This window comes from Paraburkholderia tagetis, assembly GCF_022213065.1.
Taxonomy (GTDB): Bacteria; Pseudomonadota; Gammaproteobacteria; order Burkholderiales; family Burkholderiaceae; genus Paraburkholderia; species Paraburkholderia tagetis.
Window position 1 is genome coordinate 38,388 of the sequence record NZ_JAKLJA010000007.1, and the last position, 23,712, is coordinate 62,099.

General features: G+C 66.7%; 21 protein-coding genes. 14 read left to right on the forward strand and 7 right to left on the reverse strand.

Annotated features, from left to right (window positions below; all coding sequences use genetic code 11):
- Positions 1 to 34: 34 nt before the first annotated feature.
- The 3 genes from L5014_RS11475 to L5014_RS11485 are packed head-to-tail and all read left to right on the forward strand — an operon-like array spanning position 35 to position 1,784.
- Positions 35 to 613 (forward strand): ArsR/SmtB family transcription factor, encoded by a 579-nt coding sequence (locus L5014_RS11475; RefSeq protein WP_238463744.1) that lies wholly within the window; start codon positions 35 to 37, stop codon positions 611 to 613.
- The gene (locus L5014_RS11480; RefSeq protein ID WP_338019282.1) at positions 610 to 1,002 is read left to right on the forward strand and encodes an SRPBCC family protein; all 393 of its coding nucleotides are present in this window, start codon (positions 610 to 612) and stop codon (positions 1,000 to 1,002) included. The genes L5014_RS11475 and L5014_RS11480 overlap by 4 nt, the downstream gene beginning before the upstream one ends.
- A 53-nt stretch (positions 1,003 to 1,055) precedes the next feature.
- Positions 1,056 to 1,784, forward strand: coding sequence for a DUF899 domain-containing protein (locus L5014_RS11485; protein ID WP_238463929.1), 729 nt, complete (start codon positions 1,056 to 1,058; stop codon positions 1,782 to 1,784).
- Positions 1,785 to 1,833: 49 nt separating this feature from the next.
- Here the strand turns inward: L5014_RS11485 and L5014_RS11490 are convergent, their stop codons facing one another.
- Positions 1,834 to 2,016, reverse strand: coding sequence for a hypothetical protein (locus tag L5014_RS11490; RefSeq protein ID WP_238463745.1), 183 nt, complete (start codon positions 2,014 to 2,016; stop codon positions 1,834 to 1,836).
- Positions 2,017 to 2,206: 190 nt separating this feature from the next.
- On the opposite strand from L5014_RS11490, the gene L5014_RS11495 reads away from it, so the two are divergent.
- The 4 genes from L5014_RS11495 (at position 2,207) to L5014_RS11510 (ending at position 6,508) form a co-directional block, all read left to right on the forward strand.
- Positions 2,207 to 3,229, forward strand: a complete 1,023-nt coding sequence (locus L5014_RS11495) for a LysR substrate-binding domain-containing protein (protein WP_238463746.1) — start codon at positions 2,207 to 2,209, stop codon at positions 3,227 to 3,229.
- A gap of 135 nt (positions 3,230 to 3,364) precedes the next feature.
- A complete protein-coding gene (hutH, locus tag L5014_RS11500) occupies positions 3,365 to 4,900 on the forward strand; it encodes a histidine ammonia-lyase (RefSeq protein WP_238463747.1) in 1,536 nt (511 codons plus the stop codon).
- A 43-nt stretch (positions 4,901 to 4,943) separates the two neighbouring features.
- Positions 4,944 to 5,639 (forward strand): histidine utilization repressor, encoded by a 696-nt coding sequence (gene hutC, locus L5014_RS11505; protein WP_238463748.1) that lies wholly within the window; start codon positions 4,944 to 4,946, stop codon positions 5,637 to 5,639.
- A gap of 212 nt (positions 5,640 to 5,851) precedes the next feature.
- Positions 5,852 to 6,508, forward strand: a complete 657-nt coding sequence (locus L5014_RS11510) for a hypothetical protein (RefSeq protein WP_238463749.1) — start codon at positions 5,852 to 5,854, stop codon at positions 6,506 to 6,508.
- Positions 6,509 to 6,684: 176 nt separating this feature from the next.
- Here L5014_RS11510 and L5014_RS11515 read toward each other — a convergent pair whose 3' ends face one another.
- A complete protein-coding gene (locus L5014_RS11515; protein WP_238463750.1) occupies positions 6,685 to 7,554 on the reverse strand; it encodes a LysR substrate-binding domain-containing protein in 870 nt (289 codons plus the stop codon).
- A 176-nt stretch (positions 7,555 to 7,730) separates the two neighbouring features.
- On the opposite strand from L5014_RS11515, the gene L5014_RS11520 reads away from it, so the two are divergent.
- The 3 genes from L5014_RS11520 to L5014_RS11530 all read left to right on the forward strand — a co-directional run bounded on the left by L5014_RS11520 (position 7,731) and on the right by L5014_RS11530 (position 11,726).
- Positions 7,731 to 9,014, forward strand: a complete 1,284-nt coding sequence (locus L5014_RS11520) for an aspartate aminotransferase type Ic (RefSeq protein WP_238463751.1) — start codon at positions 7,731 to 7,733, stop codon at positions 9,012 to 9,014.
- Positions 9,015 to 9,173: 159 nt separating this feature from the next.
- Complete coding sequence (locus L5014_RS11525) at positions 9,174 to 9,521, forward strand: helix-turn-helix domain-containing protein (RefSeq protein WP_238463752.1); 348 nt, start codon at positions 9,174 to 9,176, stop codon at positions 9,519 to 9,521.
- A gap of 120 nt (positions 9,522 to 9,641) precedes the next feature.
- Positions 9,642 to 11,726 (forward strand): transglutaminase family protein, encoded by a 2,085-nt coding sequence (locus tag L5014_RS11530; protein ID WP_238463753.1) that lies wholly within the window; start codon positions 9,642 to 9,644, stop codon positions 11,724 to 11,726.
- Positions 11,727 to 11,813: 87 nt separating this feature from the next.
- Here the strand turns inward: L5014_RS11530 and L5014_RS11535 are convergent, their stop codons facing one another.
- The 5 genes from L5014_RS11535 to L5014_RS11555 form a co-directional block, all read right to left on the reverse strand.
- A complete protein-coding gene (locus L5014_RS11535; RefSeq protein WP_238463754.1) occupies positions 11,814 to 12,275 on the reverse strand; it encodes a hypothetical protein in 462 nt (153 codons plus the stop codon).
- Positions 12,276 to 12,419: 144 nt separating this feature from the next.
- Positions 12,420 to 13,307, reverse strand: a complete 888-nt coding sequence (gene pdxY, locus L5014_RS11540; RefSeq protein ID WP_238463755.1) for a pyridoxal kinase PdxY — start codon at positions 13,305 to 13,307, stop codon at positions 12,420 to 12,422.
- Positions 13,308 to 13,472: 165 nt separating this feature from the next.
- A complete protein-coding gene (glgA, locus tag L5014_RS11545) occupies positions 13,473 to 15,017 on the reverse strand; it encodes a glycogen synthase GlgA (protein ID WP_238463756.1) in 1,545 nt (514 codons plus the stop codon).
- Positions 15,018 to 15,187: 170 nt separating this feature from the next.
- On the reverse strand, positions 15,188 to 16,459 hold the full coding sequence (gene glgC, locus L5014_RS11550) for a glucose-1-phosphate adenylyltransferase (RefSeq protein ID WP_238463757.1): 1,272 nt from the start codon (positions 16,457 to 16,459) through the stop codon (positions 15,188 to 15,190).
- A gap of 380 nt (positions 16,460 to 16,839) precedes the next feature.
- Positions 16,840 to 17,832, reverse strand: coding sequence for an LLM class flavin-dependent oxidoreductase (locus tag L5014_RS11555; protein WP_238463758.1), 993 nt, complete (start codon positions 17,830 to 17,832; stop codon positions 16,840 to 16,842).
- A 714-nt stretch (positions 17,833 to 18,546) separates the two neighbouring features.
- Between L5014_RS11555 and hpnI the strand changes: the two genes are divergently transcribed.
- The 4 genes from hpnI (at position 18,547) to L5014_RS11575 (ending at position 23,630) form a co-directional block, all read left to right on the forward strand.
- Complete coding sequence (gene hpnI, locus L5014_RS11560) at positions 18,547 to 19,860, forward strand: bacteriohopanetetrol glucosamine biosynthesis glycosyltransferase HpnI (protein ID WP_238463759.1); 1,314 nt, start codon at positions 18,547 to 18,549, stop codon at positions 19,858 to 19,860.
- A gap of 217 nt (positions 19,861 to 20,077) precedes the next feature.
- Positions 20,078 to 21,499 carry a hopanoid biosynthesis associated radical SAM protein HpnJ gene (hpnJ, locus tag L5014_RS11565; RefSeq protein WP_238463760.1) on the forward strand — a complete coding sequence of 474 codons (1,422 nt, stop codon included), beginning with the start codon at positions 20,078 to 20,080 and terminating at the stop codon, positions 21,497 to 21,499.
- On the forward strand, positions 21,496 to 22,479 hold the full coding sequence (hpnK, locus tag L5014_RS11570) for a hopanoid biosynthesis-associated protein HpnK (protein ID WP_238463761.1): 984 nt from the start codon (positions 21,496 to 21,498) through the stop codon (positions 22,477 to 22,479). The genes hpnJ and hpnK overlap by 4 nt, the downstream gene beginning before the upstream one ends.
- A complete protein-coding gene (locus tag L5014_RS11575; protein ID WP_238463762.1) occupies positions 22,476 to 23,630 on the forward strand; it encodes a lysylphosphatidylglycerol synthase domain-containing protein in 1,155 nt (384 codons plus the stop codon). Before hpnK ends, L5014_RS11575 begins: the two co-directional genes overlap by 4 nt.
- The last annotated feature ends 82 nt before the right edge of the window (positions 23,631 to 23,712 follow it).

Consider the following 23,712-nt stretch of genomic DNA (forward strand, 5'->3'; position numbering starts at 1 on the left):
TGACATCGGCGGCTCGCGTCCTATGCTTAACCGCATGGTTAAGCATGAAGACGACGCGTTGAACCGCACCTTTGCGGCGCTGGCGGACCCCACGCGGCGCGCGCTGCTCGCTCGGCTCGCGCAGCAGGACGAGCTTTCGGTGAGCGCGCTCGCGCAGCCGTTTGCGATGTCGCTGCCCGCAGTGATGAAGCATCTGGACGTGCTCGCCGATGCGGGGCTCGTCACGCGCGCGAAGACCGGACGCACGGTGGCGTGTCGCCTCGCGGCGCGGCCGATGGAGGACGCGATGCAGTGGCTCGCGTACTACGAACGCTTCTGGAGCGGCGCGCTCGATCGTCTCGCCGATTTCGTGGAGGAGGATGCATGTCCACCCAACTCGACGCTGGCGCAGCCAGCAATTTCGACGAAAGCGCAGGCAAAACCGCGAGCAAAAGCGCGGATAAACGGGCAGAAAGCAACGCAAACAACGGCGCAAACAACGGCGCAGAAAACAGCGCGGAAAGGCGTGCAGGCCAAAGCGCTGGCAAAGGACGCGCCCGCAATGGCGCAATTGCAGAAAGAGGAGGTGACGTCGTCCACGCGAGCCCCAGCCTCATCGTCAGACGCCGCATAAATGCGAGTGCCGCGAAGGTCTATGCGGCATGGACGCACGCAGCGCAACTGATGCGCTGGATGCATCCGCTCGACACGATCTGCCTGCATGCGGAGGCCGACGTGTGTGTGGGCGGGCGTTTTCGCGTGATCATGCGCTCGCCTGACGGCGAGGAGCACGACGCGAGCGGCACGTATCTCGAAGTGGTGCCCGAGTCGAAGCTCGTATTCACGTGGGCGTGGCGCAGCACGCCCGAGCGCGAATCGCGCGTGACGGTCGTACTGCGCGCCGATGGCGCAACAACGGAGATCACGCTGCGCCACGAACGCTTCTTCGACGAAGCCACGCGTGACGCACATCGCGAGGGGTGGTCGAGTGCGCTCGACCGCCTGGTGGAGCTGTTCGAATGAGGGTGTCCGGTCAAGCCGGTTTCGGTCAGGTCGACACAAAGGAGGTATGCATGATGGATCCGCACCAGATTGTTTCGGAAAACGAATGGTTGGCGGCACGCAAGGCCCTGCTTGAGGAGGAACGTGCATTCACGCATGCGCGCGACGCACTCGTGGCGAAGCGCCAGGCGCTGCCGTGGGTAAAGGTGGAGAAGACGTATACGTTCGAAACGCCGCAAGGCACGCGCACGCTCGCGGACCTGTTCGGGCCGCGCAGCCAGTTGCTGATTTATCACTTCATGCTTGGCCCCGATTGGGAGGAGGGCTGCCCAGGCTGCTCATTTCTTTCCGATCACGTGGACGGTATGCTGCCGCACCTGGAGCATCACGACGTAACCTACGTGGCCGTCTCGCGCGCGCCGCTCGCGAAGCTCGAAGCCTTCAAGCAGCGCATGGGCTGGCATTTCCCGTGGGTGTCGTCGCACGGCAGCGACTTCAACTTCGACTATCACGTTTCGTTCAGCGAAGCGGACAAGGCGCGTGGCAAGGCGCTCTACAACTACGAAGAACAGGACTACATGAACGACGAGCTACCGGGCATCAGCGCGTTCTATCGCGATGAAGCGGGCGACGTCTATCACACGTATTCGGCATACGCGCGTGGCGTGGAGATGGCCCTTGGCACGTACGCGATGCTCGAATTCACGGCGAAGGGGCGCAACGAGAAGAAGGATATGCGCGAGTGGATGCGTCACCACGATCGCTATGAGGAAAGTGCCGGGCGGGTAGCTCCGGGCGGGTAGCGCTGGGCAGAATGCGTGCTGTGAGCACGAGCGCAAGGCGTAATAAAAGCTAGAGCGACAGCTCGAAAGCAGGGCGCAGCAATACTTCGATGGCCATCACGACGAGGCCCATTGCGGCGGCGGCAAGTGTCAGCGTGCCATATTCGTCGTAGCGCGAGTCGTACAGACACGCGACCACGAAGAGGATGGCGAGCAGATTGGTCAGCCAGTAGAAGTTCAGCGCGAGAGGCATCGGCGTACCCGGTGGCCGGAAGCGAAAACGCGACGGCAGATAGTGCAAACCGTGGCGATTCTAGCGGACCGACCTTACGGATACGCAACAACATGGTGCTCTGGAGCACTGGTCCGGCAGCCAGGATCGCGGTGTTCGTGGCTCGCAAAAACCGTGTTAGTCTCGAATCAATCTTGACTGCGGATCAATAATGAAAACGTCGACCGACGAATTGCTCGTGTTCGTCACCGTGATCGATGCGGGGTCGATCACCGCCGCCGCCGAAAAACTCGAGCAGACTGTTTCCGGCGTGAGCCGGGCGCTCACGCGGCTCGAAAAGCAGCTAGGCGTGGCGCTGATCCTGCGCACCACGCGCCGCCTGCAATTGACCGAGGAGGGCGAGCTCTTTCTCGAACGCGCGCGCACCATTCTCGCGGCGATGGAAGATGCCGAGGAGGCCGTCGCGCGCCATCGCGAGCGGCCGTCGGGGCGCTTGCGAGTGGACGCGGCCACGCCGTTCATGCTCCATTGCATCGTGCCGCACATGGCCGCGTTCGCGGCGCGCTTTCCCGAGATCCAGCTCGAACTCACGAGCAACGAGCGCATCGTCGATTTGCTCGAACAGCGCGTCGATATCGCCATTCGCATCGGCACGTTGCAGGATTCCACGCTGCATGCGCGCGCGCTTGGCGTGAGCCGGCGCCGTGTGGTGGCGAGCCCCGCGTATCTCGCGGCGCACGGCACGCCGCGCACGCTCGCGCAACTGCGCGAGCATCGGCTGATCGGCTTCACGGCGCCCGTGCAACTGAACCGCTGGCCGCTCAGTGGGGCGCGCAGGCTGGATGTCAACGCGACTTCCGCCATGACAGCCAGGTCATCCGCAACGTCATCCGTTGCCGCGCAGGCATCGCTGCTCGACGACGCCGAAGCCGAAGTTGAAGCGGAAGTCAAAGCCGAAGCCGCGCCAGAGGGTTTTGCGATTCACCCGGCGCTCGCGGCGTCGAGCGGCGAGACGATACGCCAGCTTGCGCTCGCGGGTGCCGGCGTCGCCTGCCTTTCCGACTTCATGACCGCCGCCGACCGCGCTGCGGGGCGCCTCGTGACCTTGCTCGACGACGCGCTCGTCGCCGAGCGTCAGCCGATCCACGCCGTCTACTACCGCAGCGCCGCGCTCGCCGCGCGCGTGCAGTGCTTCCTCGCGTTTATCGGGGGCAGGCTGGAGAACCAGGCCTGACGGGCCTGCGGGGTACGCTGGAGCGGGGCGCGCGCGTACTCATGGATTCTCCCAGGCCTGCGGGGCGGTCGTGGAGGTTGTCTATACAGGCGCGCCAGGCTAGACTCCGGTCACTTGTATAGACAGGATTCGATCATGCTCCTCACGCCCGGCCATCTGACCCTGCCCCAACTGCGCCAGATCGCGCGCGCATCGGACAGCAGCAGCGTCCAGCTCGAACTCGATCCGGCGAGCTTTGCCGCGATCGACGCGAGCGCGCGCGCCGTTGCCGAGATCACGGCCAAGGGCGACCCCGCCTATGGCATCAACACGGGCTTCGGCCGCCTCGCCAGCACGCATATCCCGACCGACCAGCTCGAACTGCTGCAACGCAATCTGGTGCTCTCGCACGCGGTGGGCGTGGGCGAGCCGATGTCGCGTCCGGTCGTGCGCCTGATGATGGCGCTGAAGCTCTCGAGCCTCGGCCGTGGCCACTCGGGCATCCGCCGTGAAGTGATGGACGCGCTGATCACGCTCTTCAACGCCGACGTGCTGCCGCTCATTCCCGTGAAGGGCTCGGTGGGCGCCTCGGGCGACCTCGCACCGCTCTCGCATATGTCGGCAGTGCTGCTGGGCGTGGGCGAAGTGTTCATTCGCGGCGAGCGCGCCAGCGCCGAAGCGGGCCTGGCCGCAGCCGGCCTCAAGCCGATCGCGCTGCAGGCGAAGGAAGGCCTCGCGCTCCTGAACGGCACGCAGGCTTCTGCGGCGCTCGCGCTCTACAACATGTTCGCCATCGAAGACCTGTACCGCACGGCACTCGTTTCGGGCGCGCTGAGCGTGGACGCGGCGGCCGGCTCGGTCAAGCCGTTCGATGCGCGCATCCATGAACTGCGCGGCCATCGCGGCCAGATCGAGGCAGCCTCGGCCTATCGCGATCTGCTCGACGGCTCGTCGATCAACCTCTCGCACCGCGATTGCGGCAAGGTTCAGGACCCGTACTCGCTGCGCTGCCAGCCGCAGGTGATGGGCGCGTGTCTCGACCAGATGCGCCACGCCGCGCAAGTGCTGCTGATCGAAGCTAATGCGGTCTCGGACAATCCGCTGATCTTCCCGGAAACGAACGAAGTCATTTCGGGCGGCAACTTCCACGCGGAGCCGGTGGCGTTCGCGGCCGACAACCTCGCGCTGGCCGCCGCCGAAATCGGCGCGCTCGCCGAACGTCGCATCGCCCTGCTGATCGACGCGACGCTCTCGGGCCTGCCGCCTTTCCTCGTGAAGGACGGTGGCGTGAACTCGGGCTTCATGATCGCGCACGTGACGGCGGCGGCGCTGGCCTCGGAGAACAAGACGCTTGCGCATCCGGCCTCGGTGGATTCGCTGCCGACTTCGGCGAACCAGGAAGACCACGTGTCGATGGCAACCTTCGCCGCGCGCAAGCTCGCCGACATCGCGGGCAATACGGCCAACATTCTCGCGATCGAACTGCTCGCGGCAGCACAGGGCGTTGACCTGCGCGCACCGCACGCGACCAGCCCGGCACTGCAAAAGGTGATGCACTCGGTGCGCAGCGAAGTCCCGCATTACGACATCGACCGTTACTTCGCACCCGATATCGCCGCAATGACGCAGCTCGTGCAGAACGGCGCAATCGCGGTGCACAGCCCGTTCGCGTTCGAGTCGGAAGCGCGCTAAGGGAAACGGCCTAGGGAAACGGCGGGATCCAGTCGAGCAGGCGATGAACGCACCCGCATACCAGGGCATCAAGGACTTCATTCTCGCGCGCATTCACGCGGGCGAGTGGAGCGAGGGCGACCAGGTGCCTTCGGAGAACGAGCTTGCGCGCGAGTTCAAGGTCGCGCGCATGACGGTGAACCGCGCGCTGCGCGAGCTGACCGCCGAGCAGGTGCTCACGCGCGTGCAGGGCGCGGGCACCTTCGTCGCGCGGCCCAAATACGAGTCCACGCTGGTGGCGATCCGCAGCATCTCCGACGAAATTCTCGCGCGCGGGCATGGTTACCGCGCCGAGGTGCTGGAGATCGGCGTGCTGCCCGCCGACGAGGCGCTCGCCATCGAAATGGGACTGCGCACCAACGACAGGGTGTTCTACTCCCGCATGCTGCACTTCGAGAACGACGAGCCCGTGCAACTCGAGGAACGCTGGGTCAATCCCGCCGTCGCGCCCGAATACGCGGAGCAGGACTTCACGTCCACTACGCCGAATCATTACCTCATGCGCGTCGCGCCGCTTCAGGCCGTGGAGTACCGCATCGAGGCACTCGTTCCGCAGGGCGACACTTGCGAGCGGCTCAAGATGGGCGAGGTCGAGCCGTGCCTCGTGCTGCACCGGCGCACCCGCTCGAGCGGGCGCGTGGCTTCGGTGGTGAATCTGTGGCATCCGGGCAGCCGGTATCGCTTCACGGGGCACTTTTAGGCAACAAGCCCGCGGTCAGCCAAAAATCAGCACGAGCGTTACGACCCCGCGACTCGCGTCATGCGTGCTGGGTGACTTCGCTGCGCGATAGATCGGGTTTCCTCCCGTACCTTCCTTACCACGGCATGGCGCGCGGGTTGCGTCCTGCCTTGCGATGCGGCTAACCTTCAGGCATCGGCCAGCAAGCAGGCCCATGAGGGAGGATCTCCGCGATGGAAGATTCCAGTGCAACGCTCATGCCCACGTGGCGCGCGAACCTCGCGCTGCTCACGCGCGAAGTGGGCGCGGTCACGCGGCTCGCGAGGATGATGACGTTTTCCGCGAGCTACATGAAGCTGATCGCTTCGGGGCAGCGCGATTTCAGCGCGGAGTTCGTGCGCGGCGTGGAGGCCGTCACGGGCTTGCCCGAGGGCTGGATGGACGAGCCGCACGGCGCAGGCGACGTGCCCCAGGAGGCGCGCGATGCGATTGCCGACGAAACCCCGCAGGCGCGCTTTCGCGGCACCGCGCATCCGGTGCGCAAGGCGCCGGTGCTGCGCACCGAGCCGATCTTCGGCCATGGCGCGGACGTCCGGCGCGCGCAGGGCACGGCCGCCCAGGACGCGCAGCGGCGCGTGGCCGGCACGCGCAAGCTTCGGGAGTTGGCCGCGCAAGACGTCCGCAAGCTCGAACGGCACCTGAGCATGCTGCCGGTGGAGCCGGAGGCGCTGCGCTTGCGCATCGAGGACGTAATCGCCCATGCGGAGTACGACGAGCGCGCGCGTGCCGATATCGAAGGCCGGCTCGAGCAGATCGAGAAGCATCGCGAGTTGCTGCTGCGTCATATCACGCGTCTTCATGCATTGCTGGCGCGATCGATCGACGACTGATTCCGGTCCGGCTCCGATGGCTTTCCGATAACGATTGGCTCGGCGATTGACCCGGCGATTGACTCGACCGCCGCGACCCGCGCGCGGTGGCGCTCGCAGTGGCGTTTGCGGGCTGCGCAGCGCTGCGCCAAAAACACCGCGCTCAGGAGCGTTGGCGGCAGCGGCTCAGACCCGCCTCAGACCCGCAATTCCGCGAGAATTTGCTCAGCGAGGAAGTCGCACGTCGGCCGGTTCGAGCGGGCGCTGCGCGCGAGCACCACTTCGAGCTCAGGCAACTCCGGCAGGCCGTGCTGGCGGCCCAGCGTGACGAAATTTTCGGGCACCGCGCAGCGCGCGAGCGGCGCGACCGCGAGGCCCGCCGCCACCATGCTGCACAGGCCCATCAGACTCGGGCTTTCATAGGACGTGCGATAGGCGATCTTTTCGCGTTCGAGTGCGGCAATCGCGTTCGCGCGCGCGACGCTGCCCGCGCTGAAGAGTGCGATGGGTAGCGGCCGCTCGCGCCAGATCTCCCGGCCGATGGCCGCGCTCGCGCTGGCGGGCGGCCCGGCCCAGACGGTTGGCTCGAAGCGGATGAATTCGCCGGCGAGCTCGCGCGTGCCGGTCACGCAAGCCAGATCGATCTTGTTGTCCTTCACGAGCGGTGCGAGTGCGCTGCTCGGCAGCCCCACCACCTGAATCTCCACTTTCGGCCAGTTCGCCGAGAACTTGCGCAGTACGGGCGGCAGCAGCGACGACGCATAGTCGTCGGGCATGCCGATCGACACACGGCCCTTGACCTCGGGGTGCGCGAGCGAGGCCCATGCCTCGTCGCGCAGGGCGAGCATGCGCCGTGCATAGGCAATCAGCGTGTGGCCGTCCGGCGTGGGCGTGACATTGCGCGGCGCGCGAATGAAGAGCGGTTTGCCTAGCGTGTCTTCCAGCGCGCGGATCTGCATGGAAAGCGCCGCCTGCGAGCGGTGCACGAGCGCCGCGCCGCGCACGAAGCTGCCGGCATCGGCCACGGCTACGACCATGGCGAGGACGTCGAAATCGAGGGTCTTCATGGGTATCGGATGCGCATCATGGCATCAGAAAAACTGATCGAAACGTTCAATATAACGCGTTTGTCTGAACATGGTGACGCTCGTATGCTGGTCCGGACGACGCGTCTTGTGCTGCCGCTCGCGTCGCTCTCACGGCCACTCTCACGCTCTCTTACGCTTTCATGCCGGGAAAAACCATGTCGATGAATCTGGATGTTGCGTCTGTTGATTTGAACTACGAACGATTCCGGCAACTGCGGATGCGTCTCGACATGTCGCGCGGCAAGCCCTCGCCGGAGCAGCTCGATCTCTCGCAGGGGCTGTTCGACGCGGCGCTCGATGAGGGCTATCGCGCGCGTGACGGTTTCGATTGCCGCAACTATGGCCTCGCGTCGGGTTTGCCCGAGGCGCGCGAGCTGGGCGCCGAACTGCTGGAGGTGCCGGCGGCGCAGGTGATCGCGGGCGGCAATTCGAGCCTCGAACTCATGCACGACGCGCTCGCGTTCGCGCTGCTCCACGGCGTGCCGGTGGGCGAGGCAAAGGGTCAGGGCGAGGGCCGCAGTGCACCGTGGCGCGCGCAGGGCGCGATTGCCTTCCTGTGCCCGTCGCCGGGCTACGACCGGCACTTCGCGATCTGCGAGGCGCTGGGCGTGCGCATGATCGCCGTGCCCATGCGCGAGGACGGTCCCGACATGGACGCCGTGGAGGCGCTCGTGCGCGAAGACGCATCGGTGAAGGGCATGTGGTGCATGCCGCTCTACAGCAATCCCACGGGCGCCATCTACGCGGACGAGGTGGTGCGCAGGCTCGCCGCCATGCCCGCCGCCGCGCCCGATTTCCGCCTCTTCTGGGACGACGCCTACCGCTTTCACCATCTCACCGACGAGCGCCACGCGACGCCCGACGTGATCGAGGCGTGCGCGGCGGCGGGGCATGCGGAGCGCGTGCTCATGTTCGCCTCGCTCTCGAAGGTGACGTTCGCGGGCGGCGCGCTCGCATGGCTCGCCGCGTCGCCGCGCAATGTGGCGTGGTGGCAGCGCTGCGCGGCGGTGCGCACGATCGGCCCGGACAAGCTCAACCAGTTGCGCCACGTGCGTTTCGTGCGCGACCGCGCGGCGCTCGAAGCGTTGATGGCGCGTCATCGCGCGCTGCTCGCGCCGAAGTTCGCCGCCGTGGACGAGGTGTTCCGCGCGCGTCTCGCTCACGTGCCGCAGGTGCGCTGGAACGTGCCGCGCGGCGGCTACTTCACCAGCCTCTACGCGCCGCCGGGCTGCGCGCGGCGCACCGTCGAGCTTGCCGGCGAGGCCGGGCTCGTGCTGACGCCCGCAGGCGCGGCGTTCCCTTATGGCGTCGATTCCGAGGACAGCCATCTGCGCATCGCGCCTTCGTTTCCGGCGCTGGAGGAGGTGCGGCTCGCGGCCGAGGGGATCGCGGTGTCGCTGCTGCGCGCGCTCGAAGAGCGCGGGATGAGTGTGAGGTGAGCGCCGGATGAGCCTGGAGCAGGCGCGAAGTAAGCACGGTGTAAGCGCGCCCTGGCCGGCGGGCTGCCGCATACACGCGTAGCTGCACCGCGCTTGCGCTCCGGCATGCGGCGAAACGATGTGCTACAACAAAAGTTCCATCGTCCACATGGGGGCGACGTGTCTGCTCTCGCCACGGGTTTGCAACGCGCCATAGCGCAACGCGCGCGCGAGGCCACGGCATGTCCGCCCGTTGCGCACACGCTCGCGACGGGCCCCGGCTGGAGGGCCGACGACGTCGTCTGTACGCTCGGCCCCGCCGTGCAAGGCGGCGAGAAGATCGTCGACATTGCATTGGCGAGCGGTTTCAACGATCTGTCCAATTTCAACGCGGCGTTTCGCGCGGAGTTCGGTGCGAGTCCGCGCGCGTGGCGCGATGCGGTGTGCGCACGCCAACTCGCGGCGACTTCCTGGCAGCGTGCGACGAAACCGGCGCGCGTGGCGTGTGCAGACCAGGCCGTCGAGTAGACATCGTGCGTGAAGCGATCTGGCCAATGTGTTTGGCCAACGCGTGTGGCCAATGCGTGCAGCAACGTCGCACAGCAACTGTGGGGCATGCAGAAAGCGATGAGGGGAGTGGCGCGAAGCATGAGAGAGCGCGTTAAGCGCGGCGCCGCCGCGCTCGCAGGAGGCAGCGCATTGGCGCTTGCGTTGGCGTTCGCCATCCCATGTGCACACGCGCAGCCATCTTCGGCGGACCAAACCCAAGCTCAGGCTCAGGACCAGGCCCAGGCCCAGACAAGTGCCGGCTCGTCAGATCTCCCGGATGCCCAGGATCTCGCCGACCAGCCGCCTGCCACGCTGGAGCGCGACGTTCATCTATTCGTCGTGCAGAAAGACGGCTCGATCGAGGAGCACGACGACTCGACGATACGCGCCAATACCACCGCAGGCGTCGACGCCGTGGCGCAGCGCTACGTCTGGTTCAATAAGGATATCGAAACGATAACAGCGCTCGCGGCGCAGACCGTCGATCCGGACGGCACGGCGCACGAAGTCGGGCGAGGCGCCATCCGCGATGTTCAGGAGCCGCGCTCGGCGGGCGCGCCCACCTTCGAGGACGGCGTGCTGCGCACGGTGATCTTCCCGGGCGTGCAGCCGGGCGCGCGCGTGCGCCTCGTCTGGGCGAAGCGCCGCGCGAAGGCGCTGCAAGCGGGCACGTTCTCGTACTTCGCACAGCCGCCGGGCGAGCCGGTCGAGCTTCAGCGGCTCGTCTTCGATCTGCCGGCGGACTTGCCGCTTTATGTCGATGCGCGCGGCTATACCGCGCTCGCGACCGTGACTGCGAATGGCCGCACGCGCTACGCCTTCGAGTATCGCCATGGCCCTTACGCACCGCTGGAGCCGGGCGCGGTGGCGCGCGCGAACTGGGGCGCGCGCCTCATGGTGACGACCGTGCCCGACTATGCGGCCTTCGCGGCGCGCTACCGCGAGGCTGCCGCCGATCCCACGGCGACCGATCCGTCCATCGCGGCCTTCGCGCGCGCGCTCACGGCGGGGCTTGCCGATCCGCGCGAGAAGGCCGCACGCATCTACGACTGGATGCGCCTGAATATCCGCTACGTGGCGCTGTTTCTGGGCGAGACCGAAGCGGCCCCGCACCGCGCGGTGGACATCCTGCGCGACCGCTACGGCGACTGCAAGGACCATGTCGCGCTTTTCACGGCGCTGCTCGCGGCGGTGGGCATCCGCGCCGAAGCGGCGCTGCTGAACCTCGGCCCCGTCTATGCGTTGCCATCGGTGCCGGGCTACGGCGTGGAGGCGATCAATCATGTGATCGCGTGGCTACCCGACCTCGATCTTTTCGCCGATACCTCGTCGGGCGGCGTGGCGTTCGGCTATCTGCCCGCAGGCGTGATGGACCGCCCGGCGCTGCTCGTCGACGACGGCGTGCTCGTGCGCACGCCCGCCACGCTGCCGCGCGAGCGCACCGCGCGGCTCGAAATCGACGTGAGGGCCGATGGTGGCGCTGCTTACCGCTATCGTGTGGAGGACTCGGGCGCGGGTGCCGAGCCCGAGCGCAATACGTTGCGCCGCGCGACGCGTCGCGAGGCGCAGCAGATCGCCTTGCAGCGTCTGCGTCAGACGGGCCTCGCAGGCACGGCGCACCTCTCGACTGGCGCGCTCGATGCAACGGACGGGCCGTTCGCCACCACGACCACCGGCACGCTCGAGCATGTCGTCTGGCCCGACGGCACGACGGCGCTGCCCGCCTTGAGCAGCTTCTCGGGCGGTATCGCCTCGCAGCTCGACGCGTGGCTCGCTGTGCCGCGGCGCACGCAACCGTGGGCCTGTGTGGGCGGCGATTTCGAAGAGCACGCACAAATCGTGCTGCCAGCGTTCGCGCGCGTGACCGACCTGCCGCGTGATACGTCTGCGAGCGCGTCTGCAGGTACGCCTTCGGGCGGGGCGTCAAGCATGTCCCCAAGCGTGTCCCCGAGCGCGTCCTCAACGACGCTCGCGGGCGACGCGCAGCTCGAGTATGCATCGCACTATGTGTTTGATCCGGCGTCGCACACGGTACAGGTTTCGCGCAGGCTCTCCGCGCATTTCGGGCGGCAGATGTGCTCGCCGGACCAGTTCGCGCAGATGCGCGACGCGCTCGTGCGCATGCAGCGCGATACGCATGCCCAGATCGTTGTGCGCGCAACTGGTGCGAGACCGGGCCGGTGAATCCATGCGATGAATTCAGGCGTGTGAAGTAAAAGCAGACGTGAGCGGAGAAGCGTGAGTGCAAGCTGGCTTCAGCGCGCCGCGCGTTCAGCGCTCTGCTTGCATGGCAAGCAGCGTTTCGCGCAGGCGCACGAGCGGCGCCATGGTGTCTTCGCTCGCCCAGCCTTCGAGGTCGTCGAGCGCGCGGTTGCAGCCGTCGAGCACGACGTCCAGGTCGACGGGCACGCCGTTGGCCAGCGCGAAGCGCACGCTCGCCTCGAAGCGCTCGCAGTCATCGTCGCCATAGGCGATGTCGAGGTTGTCGGCGATGGTCTGCGCGATGTCGCTGCGCTGGCGGTCTTCTTCGTCGACGAAGTCGATGATGCCGCGCGCCACTTCGGGCGCATGGTAGAGCGCGATGTCGAGCCACTGGGCGGCGTCGAAATCGGCTTCATGGCTTTGCTCTTCGAAGTATTCGATCGCTTCCTGCTCGTGCGTCTCGCCGGCGTCGACGGCAAGGCAAAGCTGTTCGAAATACTCTTCCTGTTCACTGCGGATAGGGTGGGACATCGGTCAATCTCTTCACTAACGGAGGGCGCTGCGCCCCAGTACCCAAGTACCCAGGCATCCGGGCGCGCAATAGCGCGTGGCGCATGCGGCTCGCATTATAGGCTGTGCGTTTGTTCAGCCAGTGCATGCACCCGGGCCACGCCCTCAACCCATGTCGATGGCCCAGGCGTCGAACCATTCGCGCGGGCGCGCGATCTGGTCCTGCGCCGCGACGATTTCGAGCTCGTAGCGCCCCGCGTCGTAGGTGGTCTTCACCACGGCGTTCACGGCGGCGAGCGTGTGCTCGAAGGCGGGCCGCAGCGCGTCGCCGTTCATCAGGCGCGCGACGAAGATGGCGCTCGTGATGTCGCCCACGCCCACGGGCTGGCGCGCGAAGTGATAGAGCGGGCGCTGGCCGAGCCACGCCTCGCGCTCGCTCACGACGAGCATGTTGAAGGTGTCGGCCGGGCTGTTGCGGTCGAGCAGATGCTTTACGAGAATGAGCTTCGGCCCGCGCTGCAGCAGTTCGCGGCAGGCGTCGACGGCCTCTTCGGCGGTCTCGATCTCGCGCCCGACGAGCCGCTGCAGTTCGCTGTGATTCGGCATCAATGCATCGGCCACTTCAGGCATGTGCCGAACCAGAAACTCCTGAATGCCGGGCTCGACCTTGCAGCCGCCACCCTTGCCACTGCCGCTATTGTTGAGCGAGCCCATCACCGGGTCGCAGAAGTAGCGTGCCTGCGGGTTGGCGGCCTTCACGGCACGCACCACGTCGATCACGGCTTGGGCCTGCTCGGGCGCGCCGAGGTAGCCGGAGAGCACGGCGTCGCAGCGCGGCAGCACGCCGATCGCGCCAATGCCTTCGACGAGCTCCACCATCTGCTCGGCGTCGATCGCGCTGCCGGTCCAGTGGCCGTATTGCGTGTGATTCGAAAACTGCACGGTATTGAGCGGCCATACATTCACGCCGAGACGGCGCATCGGGAACACAGCGGCGCTGTTGCCCGCATGACCGAACACGACCTGTGACTGGATGCTCAAAACGTTTTTCATGGGGAATCTGTGCGGGGCGCGAGAATTCGCGCGGTGCAGCAACGATAACCGAATTCGCCGCGCCCAGTCGATGACCGGTGCGCGTAGTGTTGCGTGCAGCCGTCTCGCTGGCCGCGATCCGTTGCGCGAAGTGCACGCGCTTCAGGTCAACTTGCAGGCCAATTTTCAGGCCAGTTCGCGATAAAGCGCCATGTAGCGTTGTGCCGATGCGGCCCAGCCGAAGTCCTGCTGCATGCCGCGCGCGCGCGTCTGGCGCCAGTCGCGGCTGCGTGCGTGGAGCGCGAAGGCGCGGCGGATCGCGGCAACGAGCGCGTCGGGCTCGAAGCGCTCGAAGACGAAACCGGTGGCGAGCCCGTCGGCGAGATTCTCGAGCGAAGTGTCAACCACGGTGTCGGCGAGACCGCCCACGCGATGCACGAGCGGCAGCGCGCCGTAGGCGAGCGCGTAGAGCTGCGTGAGTCCGCACGGCTCGAAGCGCGAGGGCACCACCATGACGTCGGCGCCCGCGACGATCGCGTGCGCGAGCGTCTCGTCGAAGCCGAGCTCGACCGCCACGGCGTCGGGATGCTGATGTGCCGCGCGCGTGAAGCCCTGTTCGAGGCTCGCGTCGCCGGTGCCGAGCACGACCAGTTGGCCGCCGCGCGCGACGATCTCGGGCAGCGCGCCGAGCAGCAGGTCGAGGCCTTTTTGCTCGGTGAGGCGGCTCACCACCCCGAACACGGGCGCGTCGTGCCGCTGCGCGAGCTTCAGGCGCGCCTGCAGCGCCGTCTTGCAGCGCAGCTTGCCGCTCATGCGCGCAGCCGAGTAATACGCGGCGATGGCATCGTCATGAGCCGGATTCCAGATCGCATAGTCGACGCCGTTCAGGATGCCCACGAGATCGTGCGCGCGGCCCTTGAGCAGCGCTTCGAGGCCGCAGCCCTGGGCGACGGTCTGGATCTCGCGCGCGTAGGTCGGGCTCACCGTCGTGATCTTGTCGGCGAAATAGAGGCCGGCTTTCAGAAATGAAAGCTGACCGTAGAACTCCACGCCGTGCATGTCGAAGAAGTCGGCGGGCAGGCCCAGCATGTCGAACTGCTGCGCCGGAAAAATGCCTTGATAGGCGAGGTTGTGGATCGTGAAGACGGTGCGCGTGCGCAGTGAGTCGAAGCGTGAGTCGAAGCGCGAGTCGGCCAGCGCGGCGGATAGCGGGCCGGCAGATGGCGGAGTGGAGTGCGGACCGGCGTGGCCGCGCTCGCGCGCCGCGGCGTGCAGGTAGGCCGCAGCGAGCCCCGCGTGCCAGTCGTGCGCGTGCACGATGCGCGGCGCCCAGTCCGGATCGGCGTGCTGCGCGAGCTGCGCGGCCGCCCAGCCGAGCAGTGCGAAGCGCTGGGCGTTGTCGCCATAGGGCACCTGCTCGGCGTCGAGGTACGGGTTGCCTGGCCGCGAGTAGAGCGCATCGGCGCGGATCATGTAGACAGGCACGCCGCTGCCCGGTAGACGGCCGAGCTCGAGCGACGCCTCGGGCGCGCCGAACGTGCGCGAGAGGCGCGCGACCGGCCGCAGATCGGCGAGTCCGGCGGCCACGCTCGTGAAGCCCGGCAGCAGGACGCGCGCATCGGCGCCTTGCTCGATCAGCGCGGCGGGCAGGGCGGCGGTGACATCGGCGAGACCGCCGGTCTTCAGCAGCGGATAGAGTTCGCTGGCTACGTGCAGGACGCGGATCGTCATCGGGCTCGGTCCTTTTCTGACTGCGCGGCTGGTTGTGGTGGGTCGTGCTTGTTTGCGGTTGTGTGTGCTCGTTTGCGGTTGGTAGTGGTTGGTGGTGGTTGTCCGCCGTGGTTCGCGATGGTTCTCGATGGTTAGCGGTGATTTGCCGGTGCCACTATGCTGTCGGCCGCTCAGCCGTCGCGCCCGAGTCTCGAGAGCGCTTCTTCCGTCACCAGCACGACGCCGTTCTCGGTCCGGTAGAAGCGCTCGCCGTCGCGCACGGGGTCTTCGCCGATCACGGTGCCGTCGGGAATCGCACAGCCGCGGTCCACCACCACCTTGCGCAGCCGGCAGCTCGCGCCCACCGTCACCTCCGGCAACAAGACTGCCTCGGCAATGTTGCAGAACGACTTCACGACCACATTCGACGAGATCACCGCGCGCGAGATCTGCGAGCCCGAAATCACGCTGCCGCCGCACACGATCAGGTTGGTGCCCGAGCCCTGCAGGCCGTTCAGGTCGCGCACGAACTTGGCGGGCGGCAATTGCTCCTGATAGGTCCAGATGGGCCAGTTGCGGTCGTAGAGATCGAGCGCTGGAATCGTCGAGGCGAGGTCGAGATTGGCGGACCAGTAGGCGTCGATGGTGCCGACGTCGCGCCAGTAGGGCTCGGCGTTCGGGGCGGACGAGACGCACGAGAGGCTGAACGGATGCGCGATCGCATGGCCGTCGGTGACCACGCGCGGAATGATGTCCTTGCCGAAGTCGTGGTCGGTGGCGTTGCGCGAAATGTTCTCTTCCAGTTGCCTGAAGAGATAGGCGGTCTCGAACACGTAGATGCCCATGCTCGCGAGCGCGATGTCGGGATGGCCCGGCATCGCGGGCGGGTCGTCGGGTTTCTCGACGAAGCCCGTGACGCGGCGCGACTCGTCCACGGCCATCACGCCGAAGGCGCGCGCGTCGAGGCGCGGCACCTCGATGCAGCCGACAGTGCAGTCGGCGCCGCTCGCGGCGTGGTCGGCCACCATGCGCGTGTAATCCATCTTGTAGATGTGGTCGCCGGCCAGCACGATCACGTGCTTCGGCGAGATCGAGCGGATGATGTCTAGATTCTGGTAGACGGCATCCGCGGTGCCGCGATACCAGTGCGCGCCTTCCACGCGCTGCTGCGCGGGCCACAGGTCGACGAACTCGTTGAATTCGCCGCGCAGGAAGCCCCAGCCGCGCTGCATGTGGCGCAACAGCGAATGCGCTTTGTACTGCGTGACGACGGCGATGCGGCGGATGCCCGAATTCAGGCAGTTCGACAGGGCGAAGTCGATGATGCGGTACTTGCCGCCGAAGTAGACGGCCGGTTTCACGCGCTTGTTGGTGAGCGGGCCGAGGCGGGTGCCGCGTCCGCCCGCGAGCACGATCGCGAGCGTGGTGCGCTGGAGGTCGTTGAGGCTTGCCGGAGTTTCCATGGTCGTCTCCTTGTTGTGCCCCGGTATCGCCTGGTCAGTGTGTTATTTGCCCGCCGTCCGCGTCGCTTTTACGACTGCGCATTGACTGTTCTAGCACCGAACGCCACGTTGCGCGAATTCATTGCACAGCGTGGCAATTGGGTGGCGATGGGATGGTGATGGTGCCAATGGTGACGATGGTGACGATGTGGTGACACTGGGCGCGCAGTGGGTGCACTGGGTGCAGTGGGCGGCACCTGCGTGTGAGTAGCAAGCCGCTTGCCCGCAGCCGGCCAGCGGCTTGCCCATTGCCCATTGCGCGTTGCGCGTTGCTGCGCTGCCCGCAGCGCTCCTGCAACCGCTGCGAAGGCCCTGCGAAGGCCTGAGTCTATCCAGCCGCTTCAGGAAGCGGCCATCTCCGCGCGCACCTCGGCGGTGATTTCGAACGAGCGCAGGCGCTTCGCGTGATCGTAAATCTGCGCAGTGACGATCAACTCGTCCGCGCCGGTCTGCTCGATCACGGAGGCGAGTCCCGCGCGCACGCTCGCGCGGTCGCCCACCACCGAGCACGCGAGCGAATGCGCGACGCCCGAGAGTTCGAATTCGCTCGCCGCGATCTGCGCCGCCGGCGGCGGGAGCTGCCCCGGCGTGCCGCGCCGCAGATTCACGAATTGCTGCTGCAACGAGGTGAACAGCAGGCGTGCTTCGTCGTCGGTTTCGGCGGCGAACACATTGACGCCCACCATCGCGTGCGGCTTGGCGAGCGTGGCCGATGGTCGGAACTGCGAGCGATAGACGCGCAATGCGGTGAGCAGATGGTCGGGCGCGAAGTGCGAGGCGAACGCGAAGGGCAGGCCCATCGCCGCGGCCATCTGCGCGCCGAACAGGCTCGAACCGAGGATGTAGAGCGGCACGTGCAGCCCGGCGCCCGGCACCGCGCGCACGCGCTGGCCTTCGACCGGATCGGCGAAGAGCCGCTGCAATTCGGCGACGTCGTCGGGGAAGGCTTCGGCGCTCGCCTGGAGATCGCGGCGCAGCGCGCGCGCCGTGGTCTGGTCCGTGCCGGGCGCGCGTCCGAGGCCCAGATCGATGCGCCCCGGATAGAGCGCATCGAGCGTGCCGAACTGCTCGGCGATCAGGAGCGGCGCGTGATTGGGCAACATGATGCCGCCCGAGCCGACGCGGATCGTGCGCGTGCCGCCCGCCACATGGCCGATCACGACCGAGGTGGCGGCGCTGGCGATGCCTGTCATGTTGTGGTGCTCCGCGAGCCAGTAGCGGTGGTAGCCCCAGCGCTCGGCATGCTGTGCGAGGTCGAGTGTGTTGCGCAGCGCGATGCCGGCGTTCGAGCCGGCGGGCACCGGCGAGAGGTCGAGGACGGAGAAGGGAATCATGCGGGCGATCATGGGCGGGTGACGTTCCGGTGTTCGTGGAGCGCGTCGCACGAGCCTGGCCCCGGAATGCGCTCCGTGTGCCGAAAGGTGGCCTGAGGCAGCGGGGCGGCTGCAAGGCAGACGCAAGGTCGGGGCATTGTGCCAAAGCGCTCCGGATCATGCTGAGAGCCCGCGGTAATCCATGCGCCTCGAGTGGTTTCCGGTTCGCCTGTTCCGGCGCGCTTCATTTTTTTGATTGAATCAGAATAATTCTTGTTTATATAAACCTTCATGCGCTTTAAACCCGAGCTTGATTCAATCTCGTTAAGGCTTTATTTCAATATGCTTACTCATTATTTAAAGATCGAATGGAGCTGGAAGCCCATTGTGGAGGACATGAAATACTCGCCGTCTTTGCAAATCTGAGATGCATTTTTGCGGGAGTGCGGAAGCGGCCCACGGGCGTTGCTGCTACAATTTTTGCCTTTGAATCGGGGTGCGAGCTATGCAATGCGCGCCTTTTTTCGTGATATTCGGGGTAGGGCAAATGGAAGCAGGCAACACGCTCAAGCTGGCCGGCACGCCGCGCAATCGCGCGGCGGCGGCATTGCGGCCTGGCGGTTCCGCTTTCGGGGCCGCTGCGCTCACTGGTCACGTCGACCATGTTCGGGCGGGTGCCGGCACCATCGTCATGGGCCGCAATGCGTTTCACGGATGCACGCGAGGCGTTGTGGCATGACGGCAGCGCTTGTTTCCCTGGGGCCGTTGGCGTGGTGGCTCGTGATTGCGCTGTGTGGCGCGGTCACGTTCTACGCCATCAGCGCCGCGCTCGCCATGCCGCGTCTCGGCTCCGCCGCGCGGGTGCGCATGGAGGCACGGCGCGTGCGCGCCCGCGCGCCGCTGCCGGTGAGCGTGCTCAAGCCGTTGTGTGGCGCGGAGCCGCGTCTTTACGAGAATCTCGCCACCTTCTGCGAGCAGCACCATCCGCGCTACCAGTTGATCTTCGGCGTGTCCTCGTCGAAGGATCCGGCCATTGCGGTCGTGCAGCGGCTCCAGGCTGCGTATCCGGGCCATGACATCGCGCTCGTGATCGACTCGCGCGTGCACGGCAGCAACCTGAAGGTGAGCAATCTCATCAACATGGCGGCGCATGCGCGCCACGACGTGCTGATCGTCGCCGACAGCGACATCGCCGTGGAGCCCGACTATCTCGAGATCGTCACCGCGCCGCTCGCCGACCCGCAAGTGGGCGTCGTCACGTGTCTGTACAGCGCGCGCAGCGTCGGCGGCTTCTGGCCGCGCGTGGGCGCGCTCTTCATCAACGAATGGTTCGCGCCTTCGGTGCGCGTCGCGCATTCCACGGGCTCGCGGGCGTTCGGCTTCGGCGCGACGCTCGCGCTCTCGCGCGGCACGCTCGAACGCATCGGCGGTTTCGAGTCGCTCAAGGATTGCCTCGCCGACGACTATCAGCTCGCCCGTTTTGCGCGCGATCACGGGCTGGCCACGGTGCTCGCGCCGGTGCTGGTCGCAACCGACGTGATCGAGCCGAACTTCCGCACGCTGTGGCTGCGCGAGACGCGCTGGCTGCGCACGATCCGCTCGGTCAATCCGGCGGGTTTCGCGTCGCTGTTCATTACCTTCACCTCGCCGTGGCTCGTGCTCGGCGCGCTCGCCTGCTGGCAGCTCCAGGCCGGCGCCGTTACGCCCGGCAGCGGGACGCGGATAATGTTGGCCGCGCTCGGTACGAGCACGGTTGGCGGTATCATCGCGCGATTGGCGCTGCATGTGCGCGGCAGTTCGAGCCTGCGGGAGTTCTGGCACGATTTGCCGCTGGTGCCGCTGCGCGACGCGCTCTTGCTGCTGCAGTGGCTGGCCGCCGTATTCGGCTCGCACGTCATCTGGCGCGGTGTGCGCGTGCCGGTCGCCAACCCCGACACGGTCGCCACCGTCGCTACTGTCGACATGGCCGCCATGCCGGGCACGGGCGGCGAAGCGCGCGTGAGCGCCGTGCCGCGCCGCGCGGCCGTCGAGGTGTCGGATGGCCGTTGATGCAGCAGTGAGCCGGTTCGAAGCGCGGATCGAGGTGCGAATCGAAGCACGAACCGAAGCACGAACTGAAGTACTGACCCAGGCGCACCGGGCGTGAAACCCGGGCGCAACCCAATTGTCGCGTGCAGCGCCGGCTTCGTCCGGCGCGCGCGCTTGTCGTTCATTTGTCGTTCATTCACGCCCGCTTAAGAAAACGGGTTGCCGGAGCACTCATCTCATGAAAACGCTGTTTTTGCAGGCCCCGTCCTATGACGGCTTCGATGGTGGCGCAGGCTCGCGCTATCAGGCGAAGCGCGAGATCCGCTCGTTCTGGTATCCGACCTGGCTCGCCCAGCCTGCGGCCCTCGTGCCGGACAGCCGCGTGCTCGACGCGCCCGCCGACGGCATCGGCGTCGAAGAGACGCTCAAGATCGCGATGGACTACGACCTCGTCATCATCCACACGAGCACGCCGTCGTTCCCGACCGATGCGCTGTTCGCCCAGGACCTGAAAAAGCGCAAGCCGTCGCTGCTCGTGGGCATGGTGGGCGCGAAGGTGATGGTCGATCCGCACAACTCGCTCACCGCGACCGAAGCCATCGACTTCGTCTGCCGCGAGGAATTCGACTTCACCTGCAAGGAAATCGCCGAAGGCAAGCCGTTCCCCGAGATCAAGGGCCTGAGCTGGCGCGCGAAGGACGGCTCGATCGAGCACAACGAAGCGCGTCCGATTCTCGAGAACATGGACGAGCTGCCCTTTGTTGCACCGGTCTACAAGCGCGATCTGAAGATCGACAACTACTTCATCGGCTACCTGAACTACCCGTATGTCTCGATCTACACGGGTCGTGGCTGCAAGTCGCGCTGCACGTTCTGCCTGTGGCCGCAGACGGTCAGCGGCCACCGCTACCGCACGCGCTCGGTCGAGAACGTGATCGCGGAAGCGAAGTGGATTCGCGAGAACATGCCGGAAGTCAAGGAACTCATGTTCGACGACGACACCTTCACCGACGACCTGCCGCGCGCCGAAGCCATCGCGATCGGCCTCGGCAAGCTCGGCATGACGTGGTCGTGCAACGCCAAGGCGAACGTGCCGTACAAGACACTCAAGGTCATGAAGGAAAACGGCCTGCGTCTGCTGCTCGTGGGCTTCGAATCGGGCGACGACCAGATCCTCGTGAACATCAAGAAGGGCGTGCGCACCGACTTCGCGCGCCGCTTCAGCGCGGATTGCAAGAAGCTCGGCATCAAGATCCACGGCACCTTCATTCTCGGCCTGCCGGGCGAGACGCAGGACACCATCAAGAAGACCATCGAGTACGCGAAGGAAATCAATCCGCACACGATCCAGGTCTCGCTCGCCGCGCCCTATCCGGGCACGACGCTCTACAAGCAGGCCGTCGATAACGGCTGGATGGCAGAGAACAAGACCATCAACCTCGTGAGCAAGGAAGGCGTGCAGCTTGCGGCGATCGGCTATCCGCATCTGTCGCGCGATGAGATCTATCACCACCTCGAGCAGTTCTATCGCCAGTTCTATTTCCGCCCGTCGAAGATCTGGGAAATCGTGCGCGAGATGCTCACGAGCTGGGACATGATGAAGCGCCGTCTGCGCGAAGGCGTGGAGTTCTTCCGCTTCCTGCGCGCCCACGAGGCATGATGGATGCGCCGCCGCGCGCGGATGGTGCCGCGGACATTGCCGCAAACACTGCCGCCAACGCCGCGAACACCGGGCAAGGCAGCCGCGGCGGCCGCGCGCTGATCTTCACCGCCGACGACTTCGGCCTGCACGAGCGGGTCAACGCGGCGGTCGAGCGGGCGCATCGCGATGGCGTCCTTAACGCCGCGAGCCTGATGGTGGCAGCGCCTGCCGCCGCGGATGCGGTGGCGCGCGCGCGGCAACTGCCGAACCTGCGCGTGGGCCTGCATCTCGTGCTCGCCGACGGCGCTGCCATGCTGCCGCGTGCGCGGATTCCGGCGCTCGTCGACGCGCAAGGCCGCTTCGGCGACAACATGGTGCGCGACGGCGTTCGCTTTTTCTTTTTGCCGCACGTGCGTGCGCAGCTTGCCAAAGAGATTCGCGCGCAATTCGAGGCGTTCGCGGCGACCGGGCTCGCGCTCGATCACGTGAACACCCACAAGCATTTCCATCTGCATCCCACCGTGCTCTCGCTGATTCTCTCGATTGGCCGGGAGTACGGCTTGCGCGCGATGCGCCTGCCGCGGGAGGCGGGCGCGCCGGTTGCGCTCAAGCCCTGGCTTGCGCTCGTGCGCGCGCGCCTTGCTCGTGCGGGCGTCGCGCATAACGATTACGTTGTGGGCATTGCGAACACGGGTGCGATGGACGAGGCGGTGCTGCTCGATGCGCTCGCGCATTTGCCGCCGCAGGGCGTGGGCGAAATTTATTGCCATCCGGCCGAGGCGCCGGCGGGGGGCGAGGGACCGATCACGCCGTCGATGCGCACCTATCGCCACGCCGACGAACTCGGCGCGCTGATCTCGCCGCGCGTGGCCGAGGCCCTGAAGCGCTCGGGCGTGCGTCATGGCGGATTCACCGATGTATTTTTTGGGCAAGAGGCGAAATCCTCTGCATCGGTGGGCGCACGCGGGCTGATCCAGGAGACACAGGCATCGTCATGAAGTGGCTTCAATGGCTGGGCTTGCCGGTCGGGATCGCGATCCTGATCGGGCTGACCGTGCACGACGGCGCGCGCGACGTGGTGCGCGTGATCGGCACGGCGGGTCCGGTGCTCCTCTGGCTCGTGCCGTTCCACGCGCTGCCGCTGCTGCTCGATGCGCACGCGTGGCGCCTCCTGCTCGACAAGCGCGCGCCGCTGCGTTTCCTCTGGTGGATCGCGACCGTGCGCGAGGCCGTCAACCGTCTCTTGCCCGTAGTGGGCGTGGGCGGGGAGATCGTCGGCGTGCGTCTCGCGCGCTGGAAACTGCGCGGCGCCGGCGACGCGAGCCAGGTCACGGCCTCGGTGATCGTCGAGGTGTTCGTGACGATTGCGGTGCAATACGCATTCTCGGCACTCGGCGTCGTGCTGATCGTGGCGGCGACGGGCGACGGCGGGTCGCTGCGCACCATCATCACGATTGCGCTCGCGCTGCTCCTCACGGCGCCGCTGCCCGTGCTCGCGGTTTTTCTGCTGCGCCGTGGCGGCGTGTTCCATGCGATCGAGCGCTGGGCCGCGCGCCTTCTCGGCACGGGCAATTCGCTCATGATGGGGATCGACGGCCAGCAGCTCGACGCCGATCTCGATCGCCTCATGTCGCGCACCGGCCTCATGTTCCGCGCGTTCTTCTGGCAGCTCGGCGGCTATATGCTCGGCGCGTTCGAGACATGGTGGGCGCTCACGCTGCTCGGCCATCCGGTCACGGTGGGCGAGGCGCTCGCCATCGAGGCCATCACCCAGGCGGTGCGCCACGCGGCCTTCATGGTGCCGGCGGGCCTCGGCGTGCAGGAAGTCGCCGTGGTGCTGCTGGCGCAGTTGTTCGGCGTGAACCAGGAAGTGGCGTTCTCGCTCGCGCTCGTCAAGCGCATGCGCGAGGTGGTGTTCGGCGTGCTCGCGCTGCTGTCGTGGCAGGCCGCCGAGATCGTGCGCACGCGCCGCTCGCTGCGCGACGGCAAGCATGCCGCCGCCGCAAGCGAGGCGGGGCCCGCCGTGGCCGGCGCGCGCGCGCCGCATGAGCTGCACGAGCCCCATTCCGGGTCTCAGTCGAAGCCGCATTCGAAGCCACATTCCGAATCTCATTCGAAAGCCGCCGCGCGCCACGACCAGCCTCATTGACGGTACATTGTGGGATGTAAGCGCACGCTGAGCCATTGGGCCTGCCTGGCCCGGCGTGCGCGGCAAGCGCCGTTTCACCGAT

Bases quoted from the DNA above. Each gene is read 5' to 3' on its own strand.
- glgC (WP_238463757.1), bottom strand. From the start codon at position 16,459: ATGGAAACTCCGGCAAGCCTCAACGACCTCCAGCGCACCACGCTCGCG.
- L5014_RS11490 (WP_238463745.1), bottom strand. From the start codon at position 2,016: ATGCCTCTCGCGCTGAACTTCTACTGGCTGACCAATCTGCTCGCCATC.
- L5014_RS11495 (WP_238463746.1), top strand. From the start codon at position 2,207: ATGAAAACGTCGACCGACGAATTGCTCGTGTTCGTCACCGTGATCGAT.
- L5014_RS11515 (WP_238463750.1), bottom strand. From the start codon at position 7,554: ATGAAGACCCTCGATTTCGACGTCCTCGCCATGGTCGTAGCCGTGGCC.
- L5014_RS11485 (WP_238463929.1), top strand. From the start codon at position 1,056: ATGGATCCGCACCAGATTGTTTCGGAAAACGAATGGTTGGCGGCACGC.
- L5014_RS11575 (WP_238463762.1), top strand. From the start codon at position 22,476: ATGAAGTGGCTTCAATGGCTGGGCTTGCCGGTCGGGATCGCGATCCTG.
- L5014_RS11520 (WP_238463751.1), top strand. From the start codon at position 7,731: ATGTCGATGAATCTGGATGTTGCGTCTGTTGATTTGAACTACGAACGA.
- pdxY (WP_238463755.1), bottom strand. From the start codon at position 13,307: ATGAAAAACGTTTTGAGCATCCAGTCACAGGTCGTGTTCGGTCATGCG.
- L5014_RS11530 (WP_238463753.1), top strand. From the start codon at position 9,642: ATGAGAGAGCGCGTTAAGCGCGGCGCCGCCGCGCTCGCAGGAGGCAGC.
- L5014_RS11475 (WP_238463744.1), top strand. From the start codon at position 35: ATGGTTAAGCATGAAGACGACGCGTTGAACCGCACCTTTGCGGCGCTG.
- hpnK (WP_238463761.1), top strand. From the start codon at position 21,496: ATGATGGATGCGCCGCCGCGCGCGGATGGTGCCGCGGACATTGCCGCA.
- hpnJ (WP_238463760.1), top strand. From the start codon at position 20,078: ATGAAAACGCTGTTTTTGCAGGCCCCGTCCTATGACGGCTTCGATGGT.
- L5014_RS11510 (WP_238463749.1), top strand. From the start codon at position 5,852: ATGGAAGATTCCAGTGCAACGCTCATGCCCACGTGGCGCGCGAACCTC.
- hutC (WP_238463748.1), top strand. From the start codon at position 4,944: ATGAACGCACCCGCATACCAGGGCATCAAGGACTTCATTCTCGCGCGC.
- L5014_RS11535 (WP_238463754.1), bottom strand. From the start codon at position 12,275: ATGTCCCACCCTATCCGCAGTGAACAGGAAGAGTATTTCGAACAGCTT.
- hpnI (WP_238463759.1), top strand. From the start codon at position 18,547: ATGACGGCAGCGCTTGTTTCCCTGGGGCCGTTGGCGTGGTGGCTCGTG.
- hutH (WP_238463747.1), top strand. From the start codon at position 3,365: ATGCTCCTCACGCCCGGCCATCTGACCCTGCCCCAACTGCGCCAGATC.
- L5014_RS11555 (WP_238463758.1), bottom strand. From the start codon at position 17,832: ATGATTCCCTTCTCCGTCCTCGACCTCTCGCCGGTGCCCGCCGGCTCG.
- glgA (WP_238463756.1), bottom strand. From the start codon at position 15,017: ATGACGATCCGCGTCCTGCACGTAGCCAGCGAACTCTATCCGCTGCTG.